This window comes from Rhizobium binxianense (genome assembly GCF_028994275.1).
Lineage (GTDB): Bacteria > Pseudomonadota > Alphaproteobacteria > Rhizobiales > Rhizobiaceae > Rhizobium > Rhizobium binxianense.
This window is the reverse complement of record NZ_CP118713.1, coordinates 1,984,244-2,006,420: the sequence shown is the minus strand read 5'-3', so window position 1 is coordinate 2,006,420 and position 22,177 is coordinate 1,984,244. Positions and strand designations below refer to the sequence as shown.

Sequence of the window (22,177 nt, the reverse complement as noted above, 5' to 3'; positions counted from 1 at the left end):
GCGCTATAGCATTGTGAACCGGGAACGCAAAGCTGCAACGGGTTTGAGAATGCGTTTTTGCCGGCATTGCCAAGCGCTGAAATCCGGCTAGTGTCCGCCTTGATTTGCCCGCCCGGAACATTCGACCATGAAGACAATCGCCGCTGTTATCGCAAGCCTTATCGCCTTTTCAGGTGCCGCCCGTGCCGCCGATGCCACTGCGCCGGTGAAGGAGATCATGGCCGCGACCAGGAGCAACTGGGCCGACAACAACGGCGACTGGACCGACATCTTCGATGCGAGCCGGCTCGCCCATCTCTACAGCAAGGATTTCGTCGCCAAGTACCAGGCCGCCGCGCAATTTCCCGCGGTCGATGACGATGGCATATCGCCGTTCGACTACGACGTCATCATCAACGGTCAGGATGCATGCCCGCTGGAGGATCTGACGATGGCGGCGGCGCCTGTGGTCAACCGGACGGCTGAGGTGACGGTGCGCTTCAAGAAATCCGCCTGCTCGGATGCGCCCGATGCCAAGGACTACACGACCGTTCGTTTCGAAGTGATCGAAGAAGACGGTACACCAGTGATCGACGATATCGTCACCGAGAATATCGAAACGCAGGGCCGTGATTCCCTGAAGGCGACGATGGCGCTGATTGCCAAGGGCCAATAGGCGCGCGACATTCGATCGATACCGGGGAATCGATCCCGGGCGATTGTTCCGATCGGTTCTGCGATGGTTTGATTTCCGCTCTTGCGGCGGTATCTGTCGATCCTTCCGTGGCATGAGGGCTCCGCATTTGTTTTCCGGTTTTCAGCTTCGCGACTGGCTGCTTGCCAACGATCCGGCGCTTTCGCGCCTGCGCATGGCCTCGCGGGTGACGCTGACGATCGTCCTTTCGTTCTTGATCCTGCTTGCCATCCACGCCCTTGTTCTGTCGCTGCCGACCGCGGCTTTTGGCCTCGGCATCGTGCTGTCGATCGAAGGTGGGATCGCTGTGCGCGACAAAGGCAATGCGCGCCAGCTGGTGACGCGGCTCTTCGGCTGCGGCGCAAGCCTTGCCGTCGTCGCCGTCGCGGCGGGGCTCGAGGACAGCCGTTTTCTCTCCGATCTCGTCTTCCTGGTGGTGATCGCGCTTGCATCGGCGGCACGCGTGTTCGGGCCGCGCGGTTTTGCCATCGGCATGTTCGCCTTCACCTCCTATTTCATGGGCGCCTATTTCCGGCCTTCGTTGGCCGATCTGCCGGAGGTGGCAATCGGCCCCGTCGTCTCCGTGCTCCTCGGTCATCTGGTGCGGGCGGTGCTCTTGCCCGACGATTGGCGGCGCGACCTGCTGCGCTCGCTCGAAAGCGTCAGGGGGCGGATCAACCAGATCCTCTTCAAGCTCGCGGCGCTGGCCGGCGGCGCCGAGATCGGTGAAGCCGACCGGCAGGAACTGCGCCAGCTGGAAGACCGGCTGAAGGAGGTGGTGCTGATGGCGGAGACCTTCATCCCGCGCCCGCCGGCCGGCGTCTTCGACGGTGCCGCCGACCCTGCCGCCGAGCTGGCGATCCGGCTTTTCGATGCACATCTAGCCGCCGAGAGCGCGATCGTGCTGAGCCTCCAGAGCCCGGCGCCTTTTGCGCTCGTCCATGCCGTGATCCAGGCGGATGCGGCGGAGCTTGCAAGATTTGAGGGAATGGCGGAAGCCATCAAGGACCAGCCGCAAGGCGAAACCGTGCGGGCACTGCTTTGGCTCGGCGAGGCGCGGCAGCAACTGACGCAGGCGATCGATGAGGGACAGGTTTCCAGTTTCTCCGGCATCGACGCCGGCAAGGACACGGCGCAATCCCAGCCGATCGACTTTTCATTCGGCAATCCGCTGCTGCGCTCGGCGCTGCAGATCACGCTCGCCTCGGCAATCGCCATGGGCTTCGGCCTGCTCTTGTCGCGCGAGCGCTGGTTCTGGGCCGTGCTTGCCTCTTTCCTGGTCTTCACCAACACAAATTCGCGTGGCGATACGGCGATGAAGGCGCTGTCGCGCTCACTCGGCACGGTGTTCGGCATTGCAATCGGCCTTGGGCTGGCGACGCTGATTTCGGGCGAGCCTGATATCGCCATTCCCGTTGCGGCGGTCTGCATCTTCCTCGCCTTTTATTTCCTGCAGGTCTCCTACGCGACAATGACCTTCTTCATCTCGATCGTGCTCTGCCTGGTCTACGGCATGACCGGCGTGCTGACACTCGACCTGTTGAAGCTGCGCATCGGCGAGACCGTGATCGGCGCGGTCGCCGGAACGGCGGTCGCCTTTATCGTCTTCCCCACGCGCACGCGCGGCGCGCTCGATGTCGCACTCGCGCGCTGGTTCCAGGCGCTGCGCGAGCTGCTTGGCGCGCTCGGCGAGGGCAAAAGCAGTTTCGAGCTGATTGCGCTGTCGCAGAAGATCGATGCCTGCTACCGCGATGTGACGGTGACGGCGCGGCCTCTCGGCTCCTCCTGGTCGGTGGTGACGCGGCCCGGTCAGATCCGCCAGACGCTGGCGATCTTCCTGTCCTGCACCTATTGGGCGCGTATTTTGGCGAAGAGTTACGAAACGCCGGTCGCTGACGACAATCTGAACAGGCTGATCGCGGCGGATCTGGCGCTGATCGACAGCGCCGCGCCGCGCGGTTCGGCTTGTTTCCTGATCAGGCGCAAGGCGTCACGGACAACGGGACGACACCTGCCGCTGTTGCGGGAGGGCGCGAGACTCGGGCTTGAAATGATCGGTTCGGCGCTGGAAAGGCTCTATCCGCAGGCCGATGTCTTGCCGTTTGCAGCGGGCGAGGCTATTGCGCGCTCGAAACAGGGATAGGACCATGGCAGGCACGAACAGCGAACGTCAACTTCTGGCCGAAGGGCCGGCCATCATACTGGTCGAGCCGCAGATGGGTGAGAATATCGGCATGGTGGCGCGCGCCATGGCGAATTTCGGCCTCGCCGAACTGCGGCTCGTCAATCCGCGCGACGGCTGGCCGAATGAGAAAGCATTGGCGACCGCCTCCAAGGCCGATCACGTGATCGAGGCGACCAAGGTCTACGACACGCTGGAGCAGGCCGTCGCCGACCTCAATTTCGTCTATGCGACGACGGCGCGCGAGCGCGACGGTTATAAGCCGGTGCGCTCTCCGGTCGTTGCCGCGGAAACGCTCAGGGCGAGGTTCCGGGCGGGCGAGGGCACCGGCATCCTCTTCGGGCGCGAGCGCTGGGGGCTGACCAACGAGGAGGTGGCGCTTGCCGACGAGATCGTCACCTTTCCCGTCAACCCGGCCTTTGCCTCGCTGAACATTGCCCAGGCCGTGCTGCTGATGTCCTATGAATGGATGAAATCCGGCATGGAGGATGTCGGCGCCGTGCCCTTCCAGGCGATGGGGCAGACGCCTTCGACCAAAGAGCAGCTCTTCGGCCTGTTTGACCAGTTGGAAGAGGCGCTCGATGCGCGCGGATATTTCCATCCTGCCGGGAAAAAGCCGAAAATGGTCGACAATCTGCGCGCTGTTCTATCTCGCCGGGCCTTCACGGAGCAGGAAATCAGCGTGTTGCGCGGCGTCATCTCCTCCCTCGACCGCTTCTCGCGCAAGAGCCCGCGCGGCGGCCGGTTCCCGACAGCGGCCAAGGAAACACCGCCAGATGACAGCGCCGACGCATGAACTGAAGCCTATTCTTCTCTTCGATTCCGGCATCGGCGGGCTGACCGTCTTGCGCGAGGCGCGTGTGCTGATGCCCGAACGCGGCTTCATCTATGTCGCCGACGATGCCGGCTTTCCCTATGGCGGCTGGGAGGAGCAGGCACTGAAAGAGCGGATCATCGGGCTTTTCAGCAAACTCTTGGCGGATCACGATCCCGAGGTCTGCATCATCGCCTGCAACACCGCCTTCACGCTTGTTGGCGCCGACCTGCGCGCCGCCTTTCCGCAGATGACCTTCGTCGGCACCGTGCCGGCGATCAAGCCGGCGGCGGAGCGCACGCGCTCGGGCCTGGTCTCGGTGCTCGCCACCCCCGGCACGGTGAGACGGGCCTACACTCGCGATCTCATCCAGTCCTTCGCCCAGCAATGCCATGTCCGTCTTGTCGGCTCAGAGAACCTTGCCCGCATGGCGGAGGCCTATATTCGCGGTGATGCCGTCTCCGACGATGCCGTGCTTGGCGAAATCGACCAATGTTTCGTCGAGAAGGATGGTCAGAAGACCGATATCGTCGTGCTCGCCTGCACCCACTATCCTTTCATGGCCAACCTCTTCCGCCGGCTTGCGCCCTGGCCGGTCGATTGGCTCGACCCCGCCGAAGCGATCGCGCGGCGCGCCCGCACGCTGGTGCCGCTGGTCGCCGATGCTGTGCATCCTGACAATTTCGACTTCGCGGTCTTTACATCAGGCCAGCAGGATTTCGCAACGCGGCGGCTGATGCAGGGGTTTGGCTTGCGGGCGTAGCTTGGCGAAGGGATGCGCGATGACGGCGCCGGAGCGTCTTCTCGGGTGATGCCTTGAATTGTCCTGTGGGTTGGCGAAATCCGGTCCTGAAAGCTAGCGCATTCTTTGATAGACGGGGCGCTGCCGTTTCGGAAGAATGGCGCTTCGTTCATGTGAGTCTCTTCGCCGCGAGGATCAGCATTGCAGGTTGGCATCGATATGGGATTGGCGTCCGGCAGCCCGGCGACGCTCGATATCGAGGAGCTGCTGGCGACCCGTCTGCTGGTGCAGGGCAACTCCGGATCGGGCAAGTCGCATCTTTTGCGCCGTCTGCTCGAGCAATCCGCGCAATGGGTGCAGCAGGTCATCATCGATCCCGAGGGTGATTTCGTCACGCTCAGCGACAGGTTCGGCCATGTCGTCGTCGACGGCGAGAGGACCGAGGCGGAGCTTGCGGGCATTGCCAACCGCATCCGCCAGCATCGGGTTTCCTGCGTACTGACGCTCGAAGGTCTCGACATCGAGCAGCAGATGCGTGCTGCAGCCGCCTTCCTCAACGGCATGTTCGATGCCGATCGCGAATATTGGTATCCGGTTCTCGTCGTCGTCGACGAGGCGCAGATGTTTGCGCCGTCGGTCGGCGGCGATGTCTCGGAAGATGCGCGCAAGATGTCGCTCGGCGCGATGACCAACCTGATGTGCCGCGGCCGTAAGCGCGGCCTTGCCGGCGTGATCGCGACACAGCGACTTGCCAAGCTTGCCAAGAACGTCGCCGCCGAGGCCTCGAACTTCCTGATGGGCCGCACCTTTCTCGATATCGATATGGCCCGCGCCGCCGACCTGCTCGGCATGGACCGGCGCCAGGCCGAGATGTTTCGCGACCTGAAGCGCGGCAATTTCGTCGCTCTCGGACCGGCGCTGTCGCGCCGGCCGCTGCCGATCCAGATCGGCGCGGTGGAGACCTCGGCGCGCTCGTCCAGTCCGAAGCTGATGCCGCTGCCGGATGCGCCACAGGATGTCGAGGACCTGATCTTCACGCCCGATCCGGAAGAATTCCAGCGTCCGCCGGTCCGCCGCGCGCCGTCGGCGCCGCGGCCGACGACCGACATTCTGGCCGAACTCTCGCGCTCGACGCCGGCGGCGTCAACCGCACCTGCCGAGGCGAGGGCGAGCCAGGTGGAAGTCTCCGCCGAGGAACGGGAGGAGCGCCTGGCCGGCGTGCTTGCCGAAATCCTCGACGATCCCACCGCCGCCTTCCGCACCGATTCGGTGCTTTACCAGGATTTCCTCGTGCGGCTGCGCATGCGCCGCGTGCCGGGACCGCCGATCGCGTTGCCGGATTTTCGCCGGCGCGTGGCGATCTCGCGCTCGGGCGTCGATGCGGAAACGGCCGCGAGCGATGCCTGGACGACGGCTCTGTCGCTGTCATCAGGTGTCACCGACGACCTGCAGGGTGTCTTCCTGATGCTCGCCAAGGCTGCCGTCTGCGGTGAGGCTTGTCCGTCGGACGCCCGCATCGCCCGCGCCTACGGCACCCATTCCGCCCGCCGTGCGCGGCGCCTGCTCGGCTATTTCGAGGAGCAGGGGATCGTCGTCGTGCACACCGACTTTGCCGGAAAGCGCATCGTGGCTTTTCCCGATATGAATTGCCAGACGGCGCCGGGCGACGCCAACGCGCCTGATACAGGCGGCGACCAGCCCTTGGCGGCGGAATAGTGGCGCGTTCAGGCTTTGCCGCTGTTGACATTTTCATGACGGCCCTCTAAAGACCGCGCCAAGCACCGGGCAGCAATGTCCGGTGTTTCATTTGACATGTCCCGTGGATCGTTCCTGTTCGCTAACCGGAACATCCTGTCAGATCTCGGCAGAGATCAGAGGAGGGCGTGTTTCCTTCGTGCGGTTTGGTAACAAACCGTCATAAACCTTTGAAAGGAAATACGATGAGCAAGCGCGAATCGTCCAAGTACAAAATCGACCGCCGCATGGGCGAAAACATCTGGGGTCGTCCGAAGTCCCCGGTGAACCGCCGCGAATACGGCCCGGGCCAGCACGGCCAGCGCCGCAAGGGCAAGCTTTCGGACTTCGGTGTGCAGCTGCGCGCCAAGCAGAAGCTCAAGGGTTACTACGGCGACCTGCGCGAAAAGCAGTTCCGCGCGATCTTCGCCGAAGCCGACCGCCGCAAGGGCGACACCTCTGAAAACCTGATCGGCCTGCTGGAATCGCGTCTCGACGCCATCGTCTATCGCGCCAAGTTCGTTCCGACGGTCTTTGCTGCCCGTCAGTTCGTCAACCATGGCCACGTGACCGTCAACGGCGTGCGCGTCAACATCGGTTCCTACCGCTGCAAGGCCGGCGACGTCATCGAAGTTCGCGAGAAGTCGAAGCAGCTGGTGACCGTTCTGGAAGCCGTCAGCCTCGCCGAGCGCGACGTTCCTGATTACATCGAAGTCGATCACAACAAGATGGTCGCCACCTTCGGCCGCGTTCCGACGCTCAGCGACGTTCCGTTCCCGGTCGTCATGGAGCCGCATCTGGTCGTCGAATTCTATTCGCGTTAAGAAGAACCAGGCGTTTTCGCTTATGGAAAAGCCGCTCTTTCGGGCGGCTTTTTTGTTATCCGGAGAGAAGCGATGGCGGATTTGCAGGCGACCCTCGATAGCATCTACACCGATATCCTGCCGCGGATCGGCGAGGGTAAGGTGGCCGACTATATTCCCGAGCTCGCCAAGGTCGATCCGCGGCAGTTCGGCATGGCGATTGTCACCGTCGACGGCAAGGTCTACCGTGTCGGCGATGCCGACATCGCCTTCTCGATCCAGAGCATATCCAAGGTCTTCATGCTGACGCTGGCGCTCGGCAAGGTCGGCGAAGGCTTATGGAAGCGTGTCGGGCGCGAACCGTCCGGATCGGCTTTTAACTCGATCGTCCAGCTCGAACACGAGAGCGGCATCCCGCGCAATCCCTTCATCAATGCCGGCGCCATCGCCGTCAGCGACGTGGTCATGGCCGGCCATGCGCCGCGCGAGGCGATCGGCGAATTGCTGCGCTTCGTGCGTTATCTCGCTGATGACGAATCGATCACCATCGACGACAAGGTGGCGCGCTCGGAAACGCAGACGGGTTACCGCAATGTCGCGCTTGCCAATTTCATGCGCGCCTACCGCAATCTCGACCATCCCGTCGATCACGTGCTCGGCGTCTATTTCCATCAATGCGCGCTGTCGATGAGCTGTGAGCAGCTGGCACGTGCCGGGCTGTTCCTGGCGGCGCGCGGCAGCAATCCGATGACCGGCCATTCGGTGGTCTCGCCGAAGCGGGCGCGGCGCATCAACGCGCTGATGTTGACCTGCGGCCATTACGACGGCTCGGGCGATTTCGCCTATCATGTCGGCCTGCCCGGCAAGAGCGGCGTCGGCGGCGGCATCTTCGCGGTTGCGCCCGGCATCGCCTCGATCGCAGTGTGGTCACCGGGGCTCAACAAGGTCGGCAATTCGCAGCTCGGCGCGGTGGCGCTGGAGATGCTGGCGGCGCGCACCGGCTGGTCGGTTTTCGGCGATTGAGACTGTGTTGGCGAAGGGCTTTCTGCTAAGGCAAGCATGAATCCTCGATAGGACGAAGCAATGAATATCGCAGCCAATATCGCTGACGACCTGGATAGCGGCGAAGCCGACAGCGGCATCGGCCATGCGCTGTTTGCCGATGCACCACGTTCCGTCTCCTTCAACAAGCTGCGCAAGCGGTTGCTGCGGCAGGTGCGCCAGGCCTTTGACGATTTCGACATGCTGAAGGGGCAGAAGCGCTGGCTGGTCGGCCTTTCCGGGGGCAAGGATTCCTACGGCCTGCTGGCATTGCTGCTCGATCTGCAATGGCGCGGCCTGCTGCCGGTCGAGCTCGTGGCCTGCAATCTCGACCAGGGGCAGCCGAACTTTCCCAAGCATGTGCTGCCGGATTATCTGACCAAAATCGGTGTGCGGCATCGGATCGAATATCGGGATACCTATTCGATCGTGAAGGAGAAGGTGCCGGAAGGTGCCACCTATTGCTCGCTCTGTTCGCGGCTGCGGCGCGGCAACCTCTACCGTGTCGCCCGGGAAGAGGGCTGCGATGCACTGGTGCTCGGCCACCACCGTGAGGACATTCTTGAAACCTTCTTCATGAATTTCTTTCACGGCGGGCGGCTTGCCTCGATGCCGGCGAAACTGCTGAACGACGAGGGCGACCTGATGGTGCTTCGGCCGCTTGCCTATGCCGCCGAGGACGACCTCGCGAAATTCGCCGCCGCCATGCAGTTTCCGATCATCCCCTGCGATCTCTGCGGCTCGCAGGACGGGCTGCAGCGCAATGCGATGAAGGATATGCTCGCCGATATCGAGCGGCGCATGCCGGGACGCAAAGACACGATGCTGCGGGCGCTTTCGCATGTGAACCCGTCGCATCTGCTCGACCCGAGACTCTTCGACTTTTCCACCCTCGGTGTCACCGATCCTTCATGAAAAGCCGGCTAAGCAGGCTGGCTATTTGCATGAAGAACAGGAATTCGCATGACAATTTCAGATCAGGATATTCTCTTTCTCGGCGACTGCGTCAGGGAAGCGGCGCAAGCCGAGATCATGCCGCGTTTCCGCAATCTCGGTGCTGCCGACGTTTCGGAAAAGACCTCGGCAACCGACCTTGTGACGCAGGCAGATGTGCTTGCCGAACACCGGATCACCGCGGCGCTGAAAGAGCGCTTTCCCGCAGCACTCGTCGTCGGCGAGGAGGCCTATGATGCCGACCGGTCCGTCGTGCCGGCACTTGCCGATGCCGAACTTGCCTTTGTCATCGACCCTGTCGATGGGACCTTCAATTTCGCCGCCGGGCTTCCGGTCTTCGGGACGATGCTGGCAGTGACAGTCAAAGGCGAGACGGTCGCCGGCATCATTTACGATCCCGTTCTTGGCGACACGGTGACCGCGATCAAAGGCGCGGGCGCTTTCCTGACGCGGCAGGATGGGCAATCGAGCAGACTGAGGGTGGCGGAGCCTGCTAACCTGAACCAGATGGTCGGCGGCATGTCATGGAGCCATATGGACGAGCCGGATCGCTCGCGCGTCTGCGCCAACATGGCGAAGATCCGGATGACCTTCGCCTTCAACTGCTCGGCCTATGAATATTGGATGGTCGCCTCGGGCAAGCTGCATTTCATCGGCCATGCGAAGCTGATGCCCTGGGATCACCTGGCCGGCGTGCTCGCACATCAGGAGGCCGGCGGTCATACGGCGAAATTCGACGGCACGCCCTATCGCCCCGGCGAGACGACGGGCGGCATCATCTCCGCACCCGATAGGGACAGCTGGCAGCTGATCCGGCGCGAGATCGTCGGCATCTGATTCAAGGTTCTCCTGAGAGACCTAAGCGTGGGGATTTGACATGACTTCGACCGTTGACTTGACCGTTCTTGCCGATCTGCTGCGGCGTGCGGCGAAGGCGGAGATCCTGCCGCGCTTCCGCCGGCTTGGCCAGGATGACGTGCGCGCCAAGAGCGAGGCGACCGATCTCGTCACCGAGGCCGACGAGCAGGCTGAGCGGATGATCAAGGCGGAATCTCAGCGGCTCTGGCCGGGTGCGCTGTTCCTTGGTGAAGAATCGGTCGCAGCCGAGCCTGCCTTGCTCGGAAGCCTCGAACATGCCGATCTCGCCATCGTCGTCGATCCTGTCGACGGCACGTTCAATTTCGCCGCCGGCATCCCGGCCTTCGGCGTCATGGCCTCCGTCGTTTCAGGCGGTGAGACCATTGCCGGCATCATCTACGATCCGATGGGCGACGACTGGGTGATGGCGGAAAAGGGCGGCGGCGCCTGGCTGCGCCGGCCGGATGGCGAAGCACAGCGGCTGCGCACGGCCGAGCCGGTTGCCCTCGACCAGATGGTCGGCATGGCCTCGACCGGCTACCTGCCGCTGGAGAAGCGGGCCGAGATCCTCGGCAATCTCGCCAAGGTGCGCTTCCTCACCAATTACCGCTGCGCCGCCCATGAATACCGCACCTTTGCCGGCGGCCATGTGCACTACCTCATGTATAACAAGCTGATGCCCTGGGACCACCTTGCCGGCACGCTGATCTCGCAGGAATCAGGCGCTTATGCGGCTCGCTTCGACGGCTCGCCCTATCTGCCGCACCATCTTGACGGCGGTCTGCTGATTGCCCCCGACAGGGCATCATGGGAGGTGCTGCGGCGTGAGGTTTTTACGGTCTGAAGACATGAAAGCCGGCCGCACAGCTCGGATTTTGCGGCCGGGTTCACGGCTAGAGTATTTCCGTTTTTCTTCGAATCACGAAAATGCCCTATCTCTTTGTTTTTGCGCAATTCCGAACGCAAAACCGCTGCGCACTTTTGCTGGAATTGCTCTAGGATGCCGGCTTCGCCTGTTGCCGCGGCTCAGCCGTAGAGTTTTTCCATCAGGAAGTTTTCCAGGCTTTGGCCACGCTTCTCGACGACCTGCTTCTTTACCAAGCGAAACCCTCTGCGCTCGAAAAACGGTCGGGCGGTTCGGCTGGCTTCCGTATAAATTTGGCTAAATCCCAGCTTCAGGGCTTCCTCTTCGACCCGGCTCAATAGACGGCTTGCAATTCCGAGCCCCTGAAATTCGGGGTGAACGAACATCATGTCCAAGCATCCCTCGCTGGTCAGATCAGAAAAGCCTACAGGCTCTCCCTCAATTTCTGCGATCCAGGCAGGCCTGCTTATTCTCCGCTCCGCCCATAGGCTGCGATCTTCCACCTGTGCCCAAGCTTCTATCTGAGTCGGCAAATAGTGTTTCGAGGATACCTCGCGAATGGCGCGCTGGAAAATTTCGATCGTCGCGTCCGCGTCGCCCGGTTGATCAAAATTCGCTCATCCATCTGGAATGCCTTGAACCGGCCTAGCGGGCCTATTTCAGAAATGCGCCGCACCCGGATCGAGTTGCGGACTGTCGCCGGGATGGGTGAAGAGTTTGCCGTTTTCGGCCCAGAGCGTGGCTGCGATGGTTACCACGCCGAAGAGGGCGAAGCCGCCGAAGAGGGGTTGGACCGTGCCGTTGAACAGCTGGCCGACCAGGCCGCCCAGGATGGCGCCTAATGTGGTGGAGACGAAGCCGGTGATGGCGGTGGCCGTTCCGGCGAGATTGCCCATCGGCTCGAGGCTGATGGCCGTGAAATTGGTGGCGATCACGGCAAACATCATCAAGACGATTGAGAAGATGCAGTAAGCGATGGCGAAATCCGCTTTGCCGGCCAGCGAGAGGAAAAAGCCGACAGCCGACAGCGCCGTGAAGATCAGCAGGGCTGTGTGCGAGATGCGGCGCATGCCGAATTTGCGCACGAAGAATCCATTGGCGAAATTGGCGACGGCGATGCCGCCGGCGGTGGCCGCAAAGGCGATCGGCAGCCAGTCGCCAAGGCCATAGACCTCGCCGAAGACCTGCTGCACCGAGATCACATAGGCGCTGATGACGCCGGTAAACATGGTGAGGCCGATCATGTAGCCGCAGGTGATACGGTTCGTGAGCACGGTCTTGAAGCCATCCACGACAGAGCCGACCGACAGCGGCAGTCGCTCTTCCGGCGGCAGCGATTCCTTCAGCCGCAGAAGAGCCCAGACGAACAGGATGGTGGCGACGATGCCAAGCAGGATGAAGATCCAGTGCCAGTCGGCATAGGTGATGATGAGCTGGCCGATGGAGGGAGCAACGATCGGCACGATCATGAAGACGATCATGACATAGGACATCACGCGGGCCATTTCTCGGCCGCCGAAGCAGTCGCGGACGATGGCCATGGTGGTGATGCGTACGGCCGCACCGCCGATGCCCTGAACGAAGCGCATGACCAGCAGCATTTCGAAGCTGCCGGTCGCTGCGGCGGCAAACATGCCGAGGACGTAGCAGGCCAGGCCACCGAGCAGGATATTGCGGCGTCCGAACGTATCCGAAAGGCTGCCGAAGAAGATCTGCGAGAAGCCGAAGCCTAGGAAGAACACGCCGATGATGAGCTGCGCGTCGTTGGTATTGGTGACGCCGAGGGAGTGGCCGATATTGGGCAATGCCGGCAGCATGCTGTCGATCGCCATGGCGATGCTGGCGGTCATGATGGCGACGGTGACGACGAATTCGCCAAAGCCCATGCCGATGCGGCGGGAGCCCTGGTTCTCCTGGTGCAGTTTATGCGGCGGCGTCATGTGGTGAGATCCCGGATGCGGAGAAGGCCGGCCGTTCAGACGGCCGGATTCTGCTGTTGGAAGAGGCGGCCCTTCTCGGCGACCAGCACGAAGACCAGCCCGATGAGCGACACAGTGAAATAGCCGGCGACCATCGGCAGCGCCGTGCCGTCGAAGGCTTGGCCGATGCCGGCGCCGATCAAGGCGCCGCCGACCGTGCTCATGAAGCCGAGCACGGACGAGGCGGTGCCTGCGACATGGCCGAGCGGCTCCATGGCGAGCGAATTGAAGTTCGAGCCGATCCAGCCGAACTGGAACATCGCAAGGCCGAAGAAGGAGATGAACAGGGCGAAGGGCATCGGCTCGGTGCTGGCCATCTGGACGATCAGCCAGATCGTGTTGATGGCGATAAAGCCGATGAGCGAACCGTGCGACAGCCGGCGCATGCCAAGCTTGCCGACAAAGCGCGAATTGAAGAAGGACGACAGCGACATGAAGATCGCCACGCCGGCGAAGGCGAAGGGGAAGTAGACGCCGAGATCGTAGATGCCGACATAAACCTGTTGGGCCGAATTGATGAAGCCGAACAGCGCGCCGAAGATGAAGGTGCTGGCAATGGTGTAGCAGAGCGCCACGCGATTGGTCAGCACCAGCTTGAAGGCGCCGAAGATCGAGCGGGCGGTGAAGGGGCGGACATTGCCGGGATGCAGGGTTTCCGGCAGACGCAGATAGGCCCAGACGGCGATAGCAGTCGCCATTGCAGCGATGAAGAGAAAGATCAGATGCCAGTTGCCGAAGAACATGACGATCTGGCCGGTGCCGGGCGCAATCACCGGTACGATCATGAAGACCATCATGATCAGCGACATGACTTCGGCCATCTGCCGGCCGCCATAGATATCGCGAACGATGGACACAGTGATGACGCGGGTTGCGGCTGAGCCGACGCCTTGCACGAAGCGCAGGGCGAGCAGGCCTGCGAAGGAAGGCACGAAGACGATACTGATGGCGGAGAGAATGTAGATGACGAGACCGATCAGAAGCGGCGTGCGGCGGCCGAAACGGTCAGACAGCGGTCCGTAGAACAACTGGGCGCAACCGAAGCCGAGCAGATAGGTGGAGACGACGAATTGGCGATGATTCTCGCTCTCGACGCCCAGGCTCGCGCCGATCTGCTGCAAGGCGGGCAGCATGATATCGATCGCCAGAGAGTTGACGGCCATCAGGAAGGCGGCGAGCGCGATAAACTCTCGCCTGCCCATGGGCAAGCGGCCCGCGGACACGGCTTGTGATGAATCTGTCACAATGAAATTCCCACAAACAGGCTAAGGCGCTGCTGGCCGCAGCGCCTCGGACTCAAGATTACAGATTTGGAAACCGGGCGGACGCCCGGTGACCGGTCAGGCGGCGCCGCGCACGGTGATGCCGTTTTCCTGGAGATGCTGCTGCAACTCACCAGCCTGGAACATTTCCCGGACGATGTCGCAGCCGCCGACGAACTCGCCCTTTATGTAAAGCTGCGGGATCGTCGGCCAGTTGGAATAATCCTTGATGCCCTGGCGGATTTCCGAATCGGCGAGCACGTTGACGCTCTTGTAGTCGACGCCGATGTAATCAAGAATTTGCACCACCTGGCCGGAGAAACCGCACTGCGGAAACTGCGGCGTGCCCTTCATGAAGAGGACGACGTCGTTGGTCTTGATTTCGTTGCCGATGAATTCGTGAATGCCGCTCATGGGACCTAATCCTTTCAACAGGCGGGTTAAAGGCCCACCGTTTCAATCGTTGCCTTTAGATAGCATGCAACAGCAGGAATTCCAGCCGCCCGAACCAAAAAAAGACCAGTTCGCGCAGGCCGTTGCCGGGGTTGTTGCCGTCGCGTTACGGTCGATTGGTGAGATAGGTCTGAATCTGCTCGATTTCGGCATCGGTGAAATGGCTGAAATCCCATTGTGAAACCTGTGTCATCACGCCGAGATCGCGGCCGCCGACACCCTTGCCGGTGCGCAGCAGCGTCTTGAAATCGGCAGCCGAATAGGATTGCGCCAGGGGCTTAAGCGCCGGCGCCAGGAAGGCTTCCGACTGCTTTGCCGTATCGAGATTATGACAGTGGCTGCAACCGGTCCTGAAGGCATATTCGCCGATATCGGCCGGACGCGTCGCGGCAGGGGTGATGAGGGCAGGCACCAGATCGGCCTCGAAGGGGATCTTGTCGAGCGCCAGGCCGATTCGCCCGAGCGGCCCCCATCGCGTCGTTCCGGCCACCGCATCGGGAAGCTGCTTCAGGCTGCGCAACCAGGCAATGATCGCCGCCATGTCATCATCGGTGATATTGGCGAAGTTGCTAGCCGGCATGATGAAGGCGCCGATACCGTCCTTCTTGACGCCATGGCGGATGAGGCGCACGAGCTCAGCATCGCTGTACATGGGTACGAAGCGGGTCAGGTTCGGCGCGACGATGCGGCCGACGCCCGGCTCGTCGATGAGCACGTTACCGGCATCGTGATGACAGCCGCCGCACATCAGCGTGCGGGCGCGACGTTCGGTTTCCGCGGCAGGCAGCGTCGTCTTGACGGTGAAATCGGCAACCGCAACGTCGTAGGTCCTGGAAAGGCGCATCTCCGACAGGGCGTAGACGCCGGCAACGGCGATGAGACAGATCGCGACGACGGCCGCGATAATGATTTTCAAAATGCGCATCGTCGGTTCATAACTCCCCAAGAGCACCGCAGAATTCGTCCGAAACCGCTCACATTTGATCGTGCCTTAGCTGCGTCGCTGGCGGCTGCGGCCAGCGGCGGTGCGGCGCTTACTGACCTGTTTGCGGGCGGGCTTAGGCTTGGCCGAGGTCGTCTTGCGTGCAACCTTCGTCGTCGCCGCGGGGCGTGTCTTACGCCTCCTGCGCTTCGTCGTGGCGCGGCCGGTGGTTTTTTTCAGGATCTCCTTCAGCACGCTGTCGACGACGCCTGATATCAATTCTTTGACTAGGTCGGCCACAAAACCCCTCCGTTCGTGATGCAAACGACATGGATGCTATTGAATTCCGGAAGAGTTCGGTTAGCAAGACGGCTTCGAGACCATGGCTGCTTTTTTGCCCCTATCAGGGCGCAGCAGCCGGATCGCAGGAACATGCCGGCCATTCGTCCGGCCGGAAGAGTGGAATGAAACTGATCGAGAAGCGGGTCGTCCTGCATTTCACGGGCTTCGAGCCGCTCGATGGCGTTGCCCACAGAGCACGCTACGAGCGTTCGGCCAGGCAGAGTGCCGCCGTCTGGGGCTATTCGGTTGAAACGGGCGCGCCGGAGGCAGGAAGTGATCCCCTCAGTTTCGTGGTCACGACGGGCGAACGGGCAGCCGCAAAAGCGGCGCCCGTGGGCGCCGACAAAGCGGCGGCCGGCGAAGAGACCGGTTCCCCGGGCTGGCAGACGAAGAGCCGGATCCACATGGTCGATCATGATGCGCTGGTAAGCAGGCTGCGCGACGGCAACACGCTGAGCCAGATCATGGTAGGCTTCCGAAGCTGCGCTCAGATCATGCTCGAAGGCGGCATGCGGAGATATTTCCGCCACGCCTGGCGCTTCGGCCTGTTCTTCCTTTTTCCTTTCCTGCTGACGGCGCTGGCGATTGCGCTGACGGCGCAGATCGCCATCCTGCCCTATGTGCTCGGTTTTTCAGCTTGGCACTTGCTCTGGAGCGGGCCGCTGGGGCTTTGCTTCTTCATCTTCGCCTTCCTGCCGTTTTCCGAACGTTTCCATACGCTGCATCTCTTTGCCGATTGGGAAATGGCGGTGGCGCTCGGCCGCATGGATAGGACCGATTTCAACGACTGGCTGGAAGACCGAGCCACTGCCGTGCGCAAAGCGCTTGATGAGGAGGCCGACGAATACGTGATCTCCTCACACAGCATGGGGTCGAGCGTTGCCGCGCATGTCATCGGCATATTGCTGGAAAGGGAGCCGGAGATCTTCAAGGGCAAGCGTGTGGTGTTTGCCACACTCGGCAGCGCTATCCTGCAATGTGCGCTCATATCATCGGCAACACTGCTTCGCGCCCGCGTCGGGCTGATCGCCCGCTGTCCCGAGATTTCCTGGCTCGATGTGCAGTGCCTGACGGATTCGATCAATTTCTACAAGGTGCCGGTTGTGGCGGTCTCAGGGCATGAGGGTTCGCCTCCGGCGAAGATCCTGCTCATTCGTGTCAAGCAGATGCTGACGCGCGAACATTACCGCAAGATTCGCAAAGACCAGCTGCGCGTTCATCGGCAATATGTGCTAGGGCCTGATCTGAAGGCGCCGTTCGATTTCACACTGATGACCTCGGGGCCGATGCCGGCGTCGGTCTTTGCCTCTCCGGAGCAGAACAAGCTGCCGGCTTGAGGGCTGGGTTCCGTCGGCAGCGTAGATTGAGGGCGATGTGGTGGTGTTGAATTGCTACGTGAAAGAGAGGAAGGAAACGTCGTTCTGGTCGAAGATCTGAACTTGTTGTAGATATTGCAGAGTTTTTGCCGCTCGGCGAGCGCGGGATCAAGCTCGACCCATTTCGCACGCCGCCATCATGGGAGATTCTCTTCACCGTCGCCGGCCAAGTCAACGTCTCCCGCAGCAGTTTCGCTCAGACGGCGTATGAAATCCGCAAAGAAGGCCGAGGCATGAACGGATCTTCGGTGCACGGCGATCGTCTGGGGAATTTCGGAGAACGCTCCCTCCACTAGTCGGAAGCCGGAAATCCGCTCCGAAGTCTGAACGAGGAATTCGGTCAACCCCGCAGCCGCGTCGCATTGCGACCCGACAAGGAGATCGATGGCAGCTGCCGGGCTGTCAGTATGCGAGACAGTGGCCTTTTCAAGGATACGTTCGAGCTGCTTCGTATAGGCGGCACTTCTTGCGGAGGCGATTTGCACGCTTTCAATGTCGAGGTCTCCGACCGTCCGGAACGCTGAAGCCTCAGCCACCATATAGGTCGCTTTGACGGACATATAGGGGGGTGAAAAGGAGAACCGGTCGGCTCTGGATGCATCCGAGGCAATGAAAGCAATGTCCCACTCGCCGCGATCCGCAGCGGCGAGGATGTCGGCGGCCGAGCCGTACTGGATCAGCGACAGTCCGCAATCCAGTTGCTCGGCAATTTTGTGTCCGATCAGAGCGCTTGGACCGATCAATGCGGCCGCCTGATCGTCCCACCGGACCAAGGCTGCATTCGACATGTTGACGGCGGCCCGGATTACGCCCGCGGGCGCTATCTCGGACAGAACTTTCTTCCGCGTCGACATCGGCGCGAACTCCCTAAGATGCAAACCGGGCTGCCAGCGCCTCGGATCCTCTCGCAAGAAGGGCGACGTCTACGCCAACGGCGGTGAACAACGTCCCGAGCGAAATGCAGCGGGCTGCAAACGTCTCGTCCGGCGTGAGGATGCCTGCCGGCTTTCCAAGAATTTTCAGGCGTCCGATCGCGTCTTCGATCGCCGCGACCACCTCAGGATGCCCCGGTTGGCCGGGATGACCGAAGCTGGCCGCCAGATCGGCGGGGCCGATGAAGACGCCGTCGACGCCTTCGGTCGCTGCGATGGCCTCTAGCCGACCGAGTGCCTCTCGGGTCTCGATCTGCAGAAGCAGGCAGATCTCCTGTTCGGCAATCCGCGCGTAGTTCGGCACGCGCCCGAAGCGGGTGGCGCGCGTCAAGGCGGAGACCCCGCGAACGCCGTGCGGCGGATACCGTATGGCGGCGACCGCTGCCTTCGCTTCCTCTTCGTTCTGCACATAGGGAACGAGGAGCGTCTGAACGCCGATGTCCAAAAAGCGTTTGATCAGCACGGGATCGTTGAATGCCGGGCGTACGACTGGGGAAACGTCGTAAGGCGCGACCGCCTGCAATTGCGGTAGGACGGTGAGGACGTCGCTTGGAGAGTGCTCGGTATCGAACAGCAGCCAGTCGAAGCCCGACGGCGCGACGATTTCTGCCGCGTAGCTTCCGGGAAGGCCGCACCAGAGACCGATCTGGCTTTTACCGGCTCTCAGTTTCCGTTTGAAGTGATTGACGGGAAGTTCCATCGGCGCCTCACACGAACGAGACGCCGATGGAGCCGACCGGACCGTAGTCGGCTTGGATGACATCGCCCTTGACGATGTCCACGGGGCGGGTGAACGAGCCGGCAAGCACAATCTGGCCCTTCTTCAAGCCGCCTCCGATGGCATGGAGCTTGTTCACAAGCCAGGCGATACCCGCGGCCGGATGCCCCATTATAGCTGCGGAAACACCCGATTCCTCGATGATGCCGTTTTTCGAAAGGGTCGCGCCGACCCAGCGGATGTCAATATCCATTGGCCGGATGATACGACCACCCACGACGATCGCTCCAAAAGCAGCGTTGTCGGCGATCGTATCGGTGATCGCTCTGGGCACTTCGGTTCGGTAATCGATGATCTCAAGCGCAGGGACGACAAACTCCGTCGCGCGCATGACATCATAGATCCGAGTGCCCGGTCCCTCGAGATCCTCACCCATCACGAAGGCGAGTTCGACTTCGAGGCGAGGCTTGATAAAGAGCTCCGCCTTGATCTGCGCTCCGTCGTTAAAAAGGGCGTCGTCGAGAATGACGCCGTAGTCGGGCTCGGTCATTTTCGAGGCCATCTGCATCGCCCGCGATGTCAGTCCGATCTTATGACCCGCGATCCGCGCGCCCTTTGCAATCCGCGCCTGCGCCCAAAGTGCTTGGATCTTGTAAGCGTCTTCAAGTTCCAAATTCGGATATGTCCTGCTCGGCTGGACGATGGGCTTGCGTTCGGTTTCTGCCTTCAGCAGTGCGTCGGCTGCCGCCTGGCGTTCTTTTTCCGTAATCATGATGTGGCTCTGCTGGTTTCGTTACTTGATCGGGGGACGCGGCAGAATGGCCTCGCCCGGCTCCATGACGTAGGTGTAGTCGAGCGAGAACCACGGGCCACTGACGTCCATGTCGGATGGGTGCGGCTCGTCATGACGGACAAAGTCGCCTGTCAAAGCCGCGGTGACGCCAAACTGCACATCGGATTCAATGTTCGGATCGCTCGGGTCGAAGACCTGGGAAATGAGGGTTTTGTATCCCTCTTTGAAGATCAGCGCGTGCAGATGAGCAGGTCGGTAGGGGTGGCGGCCTTGCGCTTGGAGAAGCCGACCTACGACTCCGTCGACAGGGATGGGATAGCCGACCATCTTGACCGTTCTAAACCAGAACCGACCCTCGTCGTCCGTAGTGAACTTGCCGCGCAGGTTCATTTCCGCCTGATCAGGATCCTGGTTCTCGTAAAGGCCGACAGGAGAGGCGTGCCATACGTCTATCTCGGCGCCTGGGATGGGCTTACCTCCCCGATCAACCACCTTCGCGTGGACGAACAAGGGTGTTCCCGGAGTTTCCGACCGGATGATGGTTCCGCCGTTTTCGACCCGCGGAGAGTTGAGCCGCCAGAACGGCCCGAGCAGCGACTGTGAAGTCTCTGTCTGCCCGTTGTCGCCGTTGTTGAGCAGGCATACAAGCGAGGAGACGCCAAGCGATCCTGCCATGAGCACGAATTCGTTGTGGCTGTCGGTCTTCAGCTGGCCAATTTCGTTGAGGATGGCGGTCGCTTCGCGAAACTCGACTTCCGACAGCCTGACTTCCCTCACGAATGCGTGGAGATGCTTCACCATCGCAACGAGTATATCTCGCAACCGTGGATCTTCGGTGCGGTTCATCACGGCGAGGACGGCAGGCGTCAACTCGCTTTCGGTCCTGATTGCCATAAGGCTACCTCCCAATGAGGCTCGACTATCAGAATAATCGATTATCGGTCAAGCCATTCATTGAATTTTCAACGCTCATGGCAGAGACGGAATCGTGCCTTATGGCAAATAACTAACTGTAATGACTTGATTAACACGAATTTCCACAGGCAAAGACGTGGGCATTCAGTGCTTTTTGACCATATCAAGTTGACATAGATAATCGTTTATTATATCGGTCATCGAAACTTGGTTGAATTGCTTGGAGGAAAGATGGACTCGGCCGACGACCGCTCTCTTGGGCCGTTGACAGAAGACGGGCCGTCAGCCGGCTTCCTCGACGATGGCAAGAACACCATCGGCAGTCAGCTCGCATCGCGTCTTCGGGAGGCGATCATCTCCGGTGAACTGGAAGCGGGCAGCAAGATCAATCTCGACAAGGCGCGGAAGACTTTCAATGTCAGTCTGAGCCCGTTGCGGGAGGGCCTAGCCCGGCTCATTTCAGACGGCCTGGTCGAGTTTCAGGACAACAGAGGCTACCGCGTCGCGCCGATCTCGCTGGCTAATCTCGAAGAGGTCACGAGCCTGCGCGAGGAGCTCGAGGTTTTCGCGCTGCGTGAATCCATGCGTCTTGGCGACGTCGAATGGGAGGGCAACATTATGCGTGCGCTTCATCGTCTAAACCGCACGGAGCGCGACGCCGCGCGTCCGGAAACGCTGGAGCACTGGGAAGCGCTTCACCGCGAATTCCACCTCACCTTGATCTCGGGCTGTGGCAAACCTCTGCTACTTCACTTCTGCAGTCTTCTGCTGAATCTCAACGACCGATATCGCCGGGTCTTCCTGATCCGTACGTCGGGGGACCGCAATGTAGGGCAGGAGCACAGCGAGATTGCCCAGGGAGCGGTCGCGCGTGATGTCGACTATGCCTGCGAAAAGCTCCGCCAGCACATTCATCGCACCGGCACCAATCTTCGCAACCATCTCGCGACGAAGGGAATCGCGTGATGGCCCCCGCAACATCGAAATCGGCGCGCCTGATTGGCGTCGCGCACTTCTCATCAATATTGCTGTCTCCCGTGGAATTTGCGAAGGCCGCAGCGCGCGCGGGATTTTCCAGGATCGGGCTCAGACTGAATCCGGCGTTCCCTGGTGCGCCTTACTACGAATTGCCTGTCGGTAGTTCAGCTGCAGGCGAGCTGAAATCCGTGCTTACGGGTGAAGGCGTCGAGGTTTTCGATATCGAGTTCTTCGTAATCGACCCCTCCTTCGACGCGTCGTCGGTGGAGGCCACAGTCGCCGCGGCTGCGAACATTGGAGCACGCCGGCTCAGTGTCTGCGGAGATGATCCTGACCAAGCCAGATTGGCATCGAACTTCTCGGATCTCTGCGGCCTTGCGGACCGCTACGGGTTGGCTGTCGACATCGAGAACATGGGTTGGCGGGTGATTAAAACCTTCCAGGACAGCGTCGGCCTTGTGAAGGCGAGTGGTGCCCGCAATGCCGGCGTCCTTGTCGACGGAGTACATTTCTTCAGGAATGGCGGCACGCTCGCCTCGCTCCGAACCGAGATCGGCTGGGTAAAGCACGTTCAGTTGTGCGATGTCGCTGGAGCGGCGCCGGTGACACCAGAGGAGATGATCGCTGAAGCTAGAGGCGGGCGGTTCGCACCGGGGGAGGGCGAATTGCCGTTGAAGGAACTCGTCGCAGCGGTCGCTAGCTCCGCGGCGATCTCGGTGGAAGTCCCACTCGCAGGGTCCGCCCCGCATGAGACGCATTTGAAACAACTGTACGACAAGGCCGAAGGATTATTCGGGCCGGTTCGCTGATCCGGCGCCGGCGCGGCGTGAGCCGCGTCGGA

Annotated in this window: 23 protein-coding genes; 13 read left to right on the top strand and 10 right to left on the bottom strand. The window is 61.3% G+C overall.

Annotated features, from left to right (window positions below; all coding sequences use genetic code 11):
• Positions 1-127: 127 nt before the first annotated feature.
• The 10 genes from PO860_RS10045 to PO860_RS10000 all read left to right on the top strand — a co-directional run bounded on the left by PO860_RS10045 (position 128) and on the right by PO860_RS10000 (position 10,645).
• Positions 128-655 (top strand): hypothetical protein, encoded by a 528-nt coding sequence (locus PO860_RS10045; protein ID WP_275038287.1) that lies wholly within the window; start codon positions 128-130, stop codon positions 653-655.
• Between the two features lie 112 nt (positions 656-767).
• Positions 768-2,816: an FUSC family protein gene (locus PO860_RS10040; RefSeq protein ID WP_183607164.1), complete on the top strand. Its 2,049-nt coding sequence runs from the start codon at positions 768-770 to the stop codon at positions 2,814-2,816.
• 4 nt (positions 2,817-2,820) lie between these two features.
• Positions 2,821-3,651: an RNA methyltransferase gene (locus tag PO860_RS10035; RefSeq protein ID WP_183607165.1), complete on the top strand. Its 831-nt coding sequence runs from the start codon at positions 2,821-2,823 to the stop codon at positions 3,649-3,651.
• Positions 3,632-4,432 (top strand): glutamate racemase, encoded by an 801-nt coding sequence (gene murI, locus PO860_RS10030; protein ID WP_183607166.1) that lies wholly within the window; start codon positions 3,632-3,634, stop codon positions 4,430-4,432. The genes PO860_RS10035 and murI overlap by 20 nt, the downstream gene beginning before the upstream one ends.
• A gap of 180 nt (positions 4,433-4,612) precedes the next feature.
• Positions 4,613-6,127: a helicase HerA domain-containing protein gene (locus PO860_RS10025; RefSeq protein WP_275038286.1), complete on the top strand. Its 1,515-nt coding sequence runs from the start codon at positions 4,613-4,615 to the stop codon at positions 6,125-6,127.
• A 224-nt stretch (positions 6,128-6,351) separates the two neighbouring features.
• Positions 6,352-6,969, top strand: a complete 618-nt coding sequence (gene rpsD / locus PO860_RS10020) for a 30S ribosomal protein S4 (protein ID WP_004676212.1) — start codon at positions 6,352-6,354, stop codon at positions 6,967-6,969.
• 72 nt (positions 6,970-7,041) lie between these two features.
• Complete coding sequence (locus PO860_RS10015; protein WP_097612827.1) at positions 7,042-7,971, top strand: glutaminase; 930 nt, start codon at positions 7,042-7,044, stop codon at positions 7,969-7,971.
• 60 nt (positions 7,972-8,031) lie between these two features.
• Positions 8,032-8,904, top strand: coding sequence for a tRNA 2-thiocytidine(32) synthetase TtcA (gene ttcA / locus PO860_RS10010; RefSeq protein WP_275038285.1), 873 nt, complete (start codon positions 8,032-8,034; stop codon positions 8,902-8,904).
• 48 nt (positions 8,905-8,952) lie between these two features.
• Positions 8,953-9,780, top strand: coding sequence for an inositol monophosphatase family protein (locus tag PO860_RS10005; protein WP_275038284.1), 828 nt, complete (start codon positions 8,953-8,955; stop codon positions 9,778-9,780).
• A 40-nt stretch (positions 9,781-9,820) separates the two neighbouring features.
• Positions 9,821-10,645: an inositol monophosphatase family protein gene (locus PO860_RS10000; RefSeq protein WP_275038283.1), complete on the top strand. Its 825-nt coding sequence runs from the start codon at positions 9,821-9,823 to the stop codon at positions 10,643-10,645.
• Between the two features lie 182 nt (positions 10,646-10,827).
• On the opposite strand, the gene PO860_RS09995 is transcribed toward PO860_RS10000, so the two are convergent.
• The 6 genes from PO860_RS09995 to PO860_RS09970 form a co-directional block, all read right to left on the bottom strand.
• The gene (locus PO860_RS09995) at positions 10,828-11,247 is read right to left on the bottom strand and encodes a GNAT family N-acetyltransferase (protein WP_430523304.1); all 420 of its coding nucleotides are present in this window, start codon (positions 11,245-11,247) and stop codon (positions 10,828-10,830) included.
• A gap of 78 nt (positions 11,248-11,325) precedes the next feature.
• Positions 11,326-12,606: a multidrug effflux MFS transporter gene (locus PO860_RS09990; protein ID WP_275038282.1), complete on the bottom strand. Its 1,281-nt coding sequence runs from the start codon at positions 12,604-12,606 to the stop codon at positions 11,326-11,328.
• A gap of 35 nt (positions 12,607-12,641) precedes the next feature.
• On the bottom strand, positions 12,642-13,847 hold the full coding sequence (locus PO860_RS09985; protein ID WP_275038281.1) for a multidrug effflux MFS transporter: 1,206 nt from the start codon (positions 13,845-13,847) through the stop codon (positions 12,642-12,644).
• A 138-nt stretch (positions 13,848-13,985) separates the two neighbouring features.
• The gene (gene grxD, locus PO860_RS09980; RefSeq protein ID WP_183607174.1) at positions 13,986-14,321 is read right to left on the bottom strand and encodes a Grx4 family monothiol glutaredoxin; all 336 of its coding nucleotides are present in this window, start codon (positions 14,319-14,321) and stop codon (positions 13,986-13,988) included.
• A gap of 145 nt (positions 14,322-14,466) precedes the next feature.
• On the bottom strand, positions 14,467-15,285 hold the full coding sequence (locus tag PO860_RS09975) for a c-type cytochrome (RefSeq protein WP_275038280.1): 819 nt from the start codon (positions 15,283-15,285) through the stop codon (positions 14,467-14,469).
• A gap of 66 nt (positions 15,286-15,351) precedes the next feature.
• On the bottom strand, positions 15,352-15,582 hold the full coding sequence (locus PO860_RS09970) for a hypothetical protein (RefSeq protein WP_027684531.1): 231 nt from the start codon (positions 15,580-15,582) through the stop codon (positions 15,352-15,354).
• A 164-nt stretch (positions 15,583-15,746) separates the two neighbouring features.
• On the opposite strand from PO860_RS09970, the gene PO860_RS09965 reads away from it, so the two are divergent.
• Complete coding sequence (locus PO860_RS09965) at positions 15,747-16,961, top strand: hypothetical protein (RefSeq protein WP_275038279.1); 1,215 nt, start codon at positions 15,747-15,749, stop codon at positions 16,959-16,961.
• A gap of 176 nt (positions 16,962-17,137) precedes the next feature.
• Here PO860_RS09965 and PO860_RS09960 read toward each other — a convergent pair whose 3' ends face one another.
• Genes PO860_RS09960 through PO860_RS09945 form a run of 4 tightly spaced genes read right to left on the bottom strand, consistent with a single transcriptional unit; the run spans position 17,138 to position 20,337 of the window.
• Complete coding sequence (locus PO860_RS09960; RefSeq protein WP_272782484.1) at positions 17,138-17,854, bottom strand: transporter substrate-binding domain-containing protein; 717 nt, start codon at positions 17,852-17,854, stop codon at positions 17,138-17,140.
• A gap of 13 nt (positions 17,855-17,867) precedes the next feature.
• The gene (gene hpaI, locus PO860_RS09955) at positions 17,868-18,632 is read right to left on the bottom strand and encodes a 4-hydroxy-2-oxoheptanedioate aldolase (protein WP_272782485.1); all 765 of its coding nucleotides are present in this window, start codon (positions 18,630-18,632) and stop codon (positions 17,868-17,870) included.
• Between the two features lie 7 nt (positions 18,633-18,639).
• Positions 18,640-19,422 (bottom strand): 2-oxo-hept-4-ene-1,7-dioate hydratase, encoded by a 783-nt coding sequence (hpaH, locus tag PO860_RS09950; RefSeq protein ID WP_273880812.1) that lies wholly within the window; start codon positions 19,420-19,422, stop codon positions 18,640-18,642.
• A gap of 21 nt (positions 19,423-19,443) precedes the next feature.
• A complete protein-coding gene (locus PO860_RS09945) occupies positions 19,444-20,337 on the bottom strand; it encodes an intradiol ring-cleavage dioxygenase (RefSeq protein ID WP_183607180.1) in 894 nt (297 codons plus the stop codon).
• Positions 20,338-20,589: 252 nt separating this feature from the next.
• Here PO860_RS09945 and PO860_RS09940 point away from each other — a divergent pair, with 252 nt between their 5' ends.
• Together PO860_RS09940 and PO860_RS09935 are read left to right on the top strand one after the other, a co-directional pair.
• Positions 20,590-21,324, top strand: coding sequence for a GntR family transcriptional regulator (locus PO860_RS09940; protein WP_275038278.1), 735 nt, complete (start codon positions 20,590-20,592; stop codon positions 21,322-21,324).
• Entirely contained in the window at positions 21,324-22,145 is an 822-nt protein-coding gene (locus PO860_RS09935) for a sugar phosphate isomerase/epimerase family protein (protein WP_272782489.1), read from the top strand. The genes PO860_RS09940 and PO860_RS09935 overlap by 1 nt, the downstream gene beginning before the upstream one ends.
• Positions 22,146-22,177: the final 32 nt, after the last annotated feature.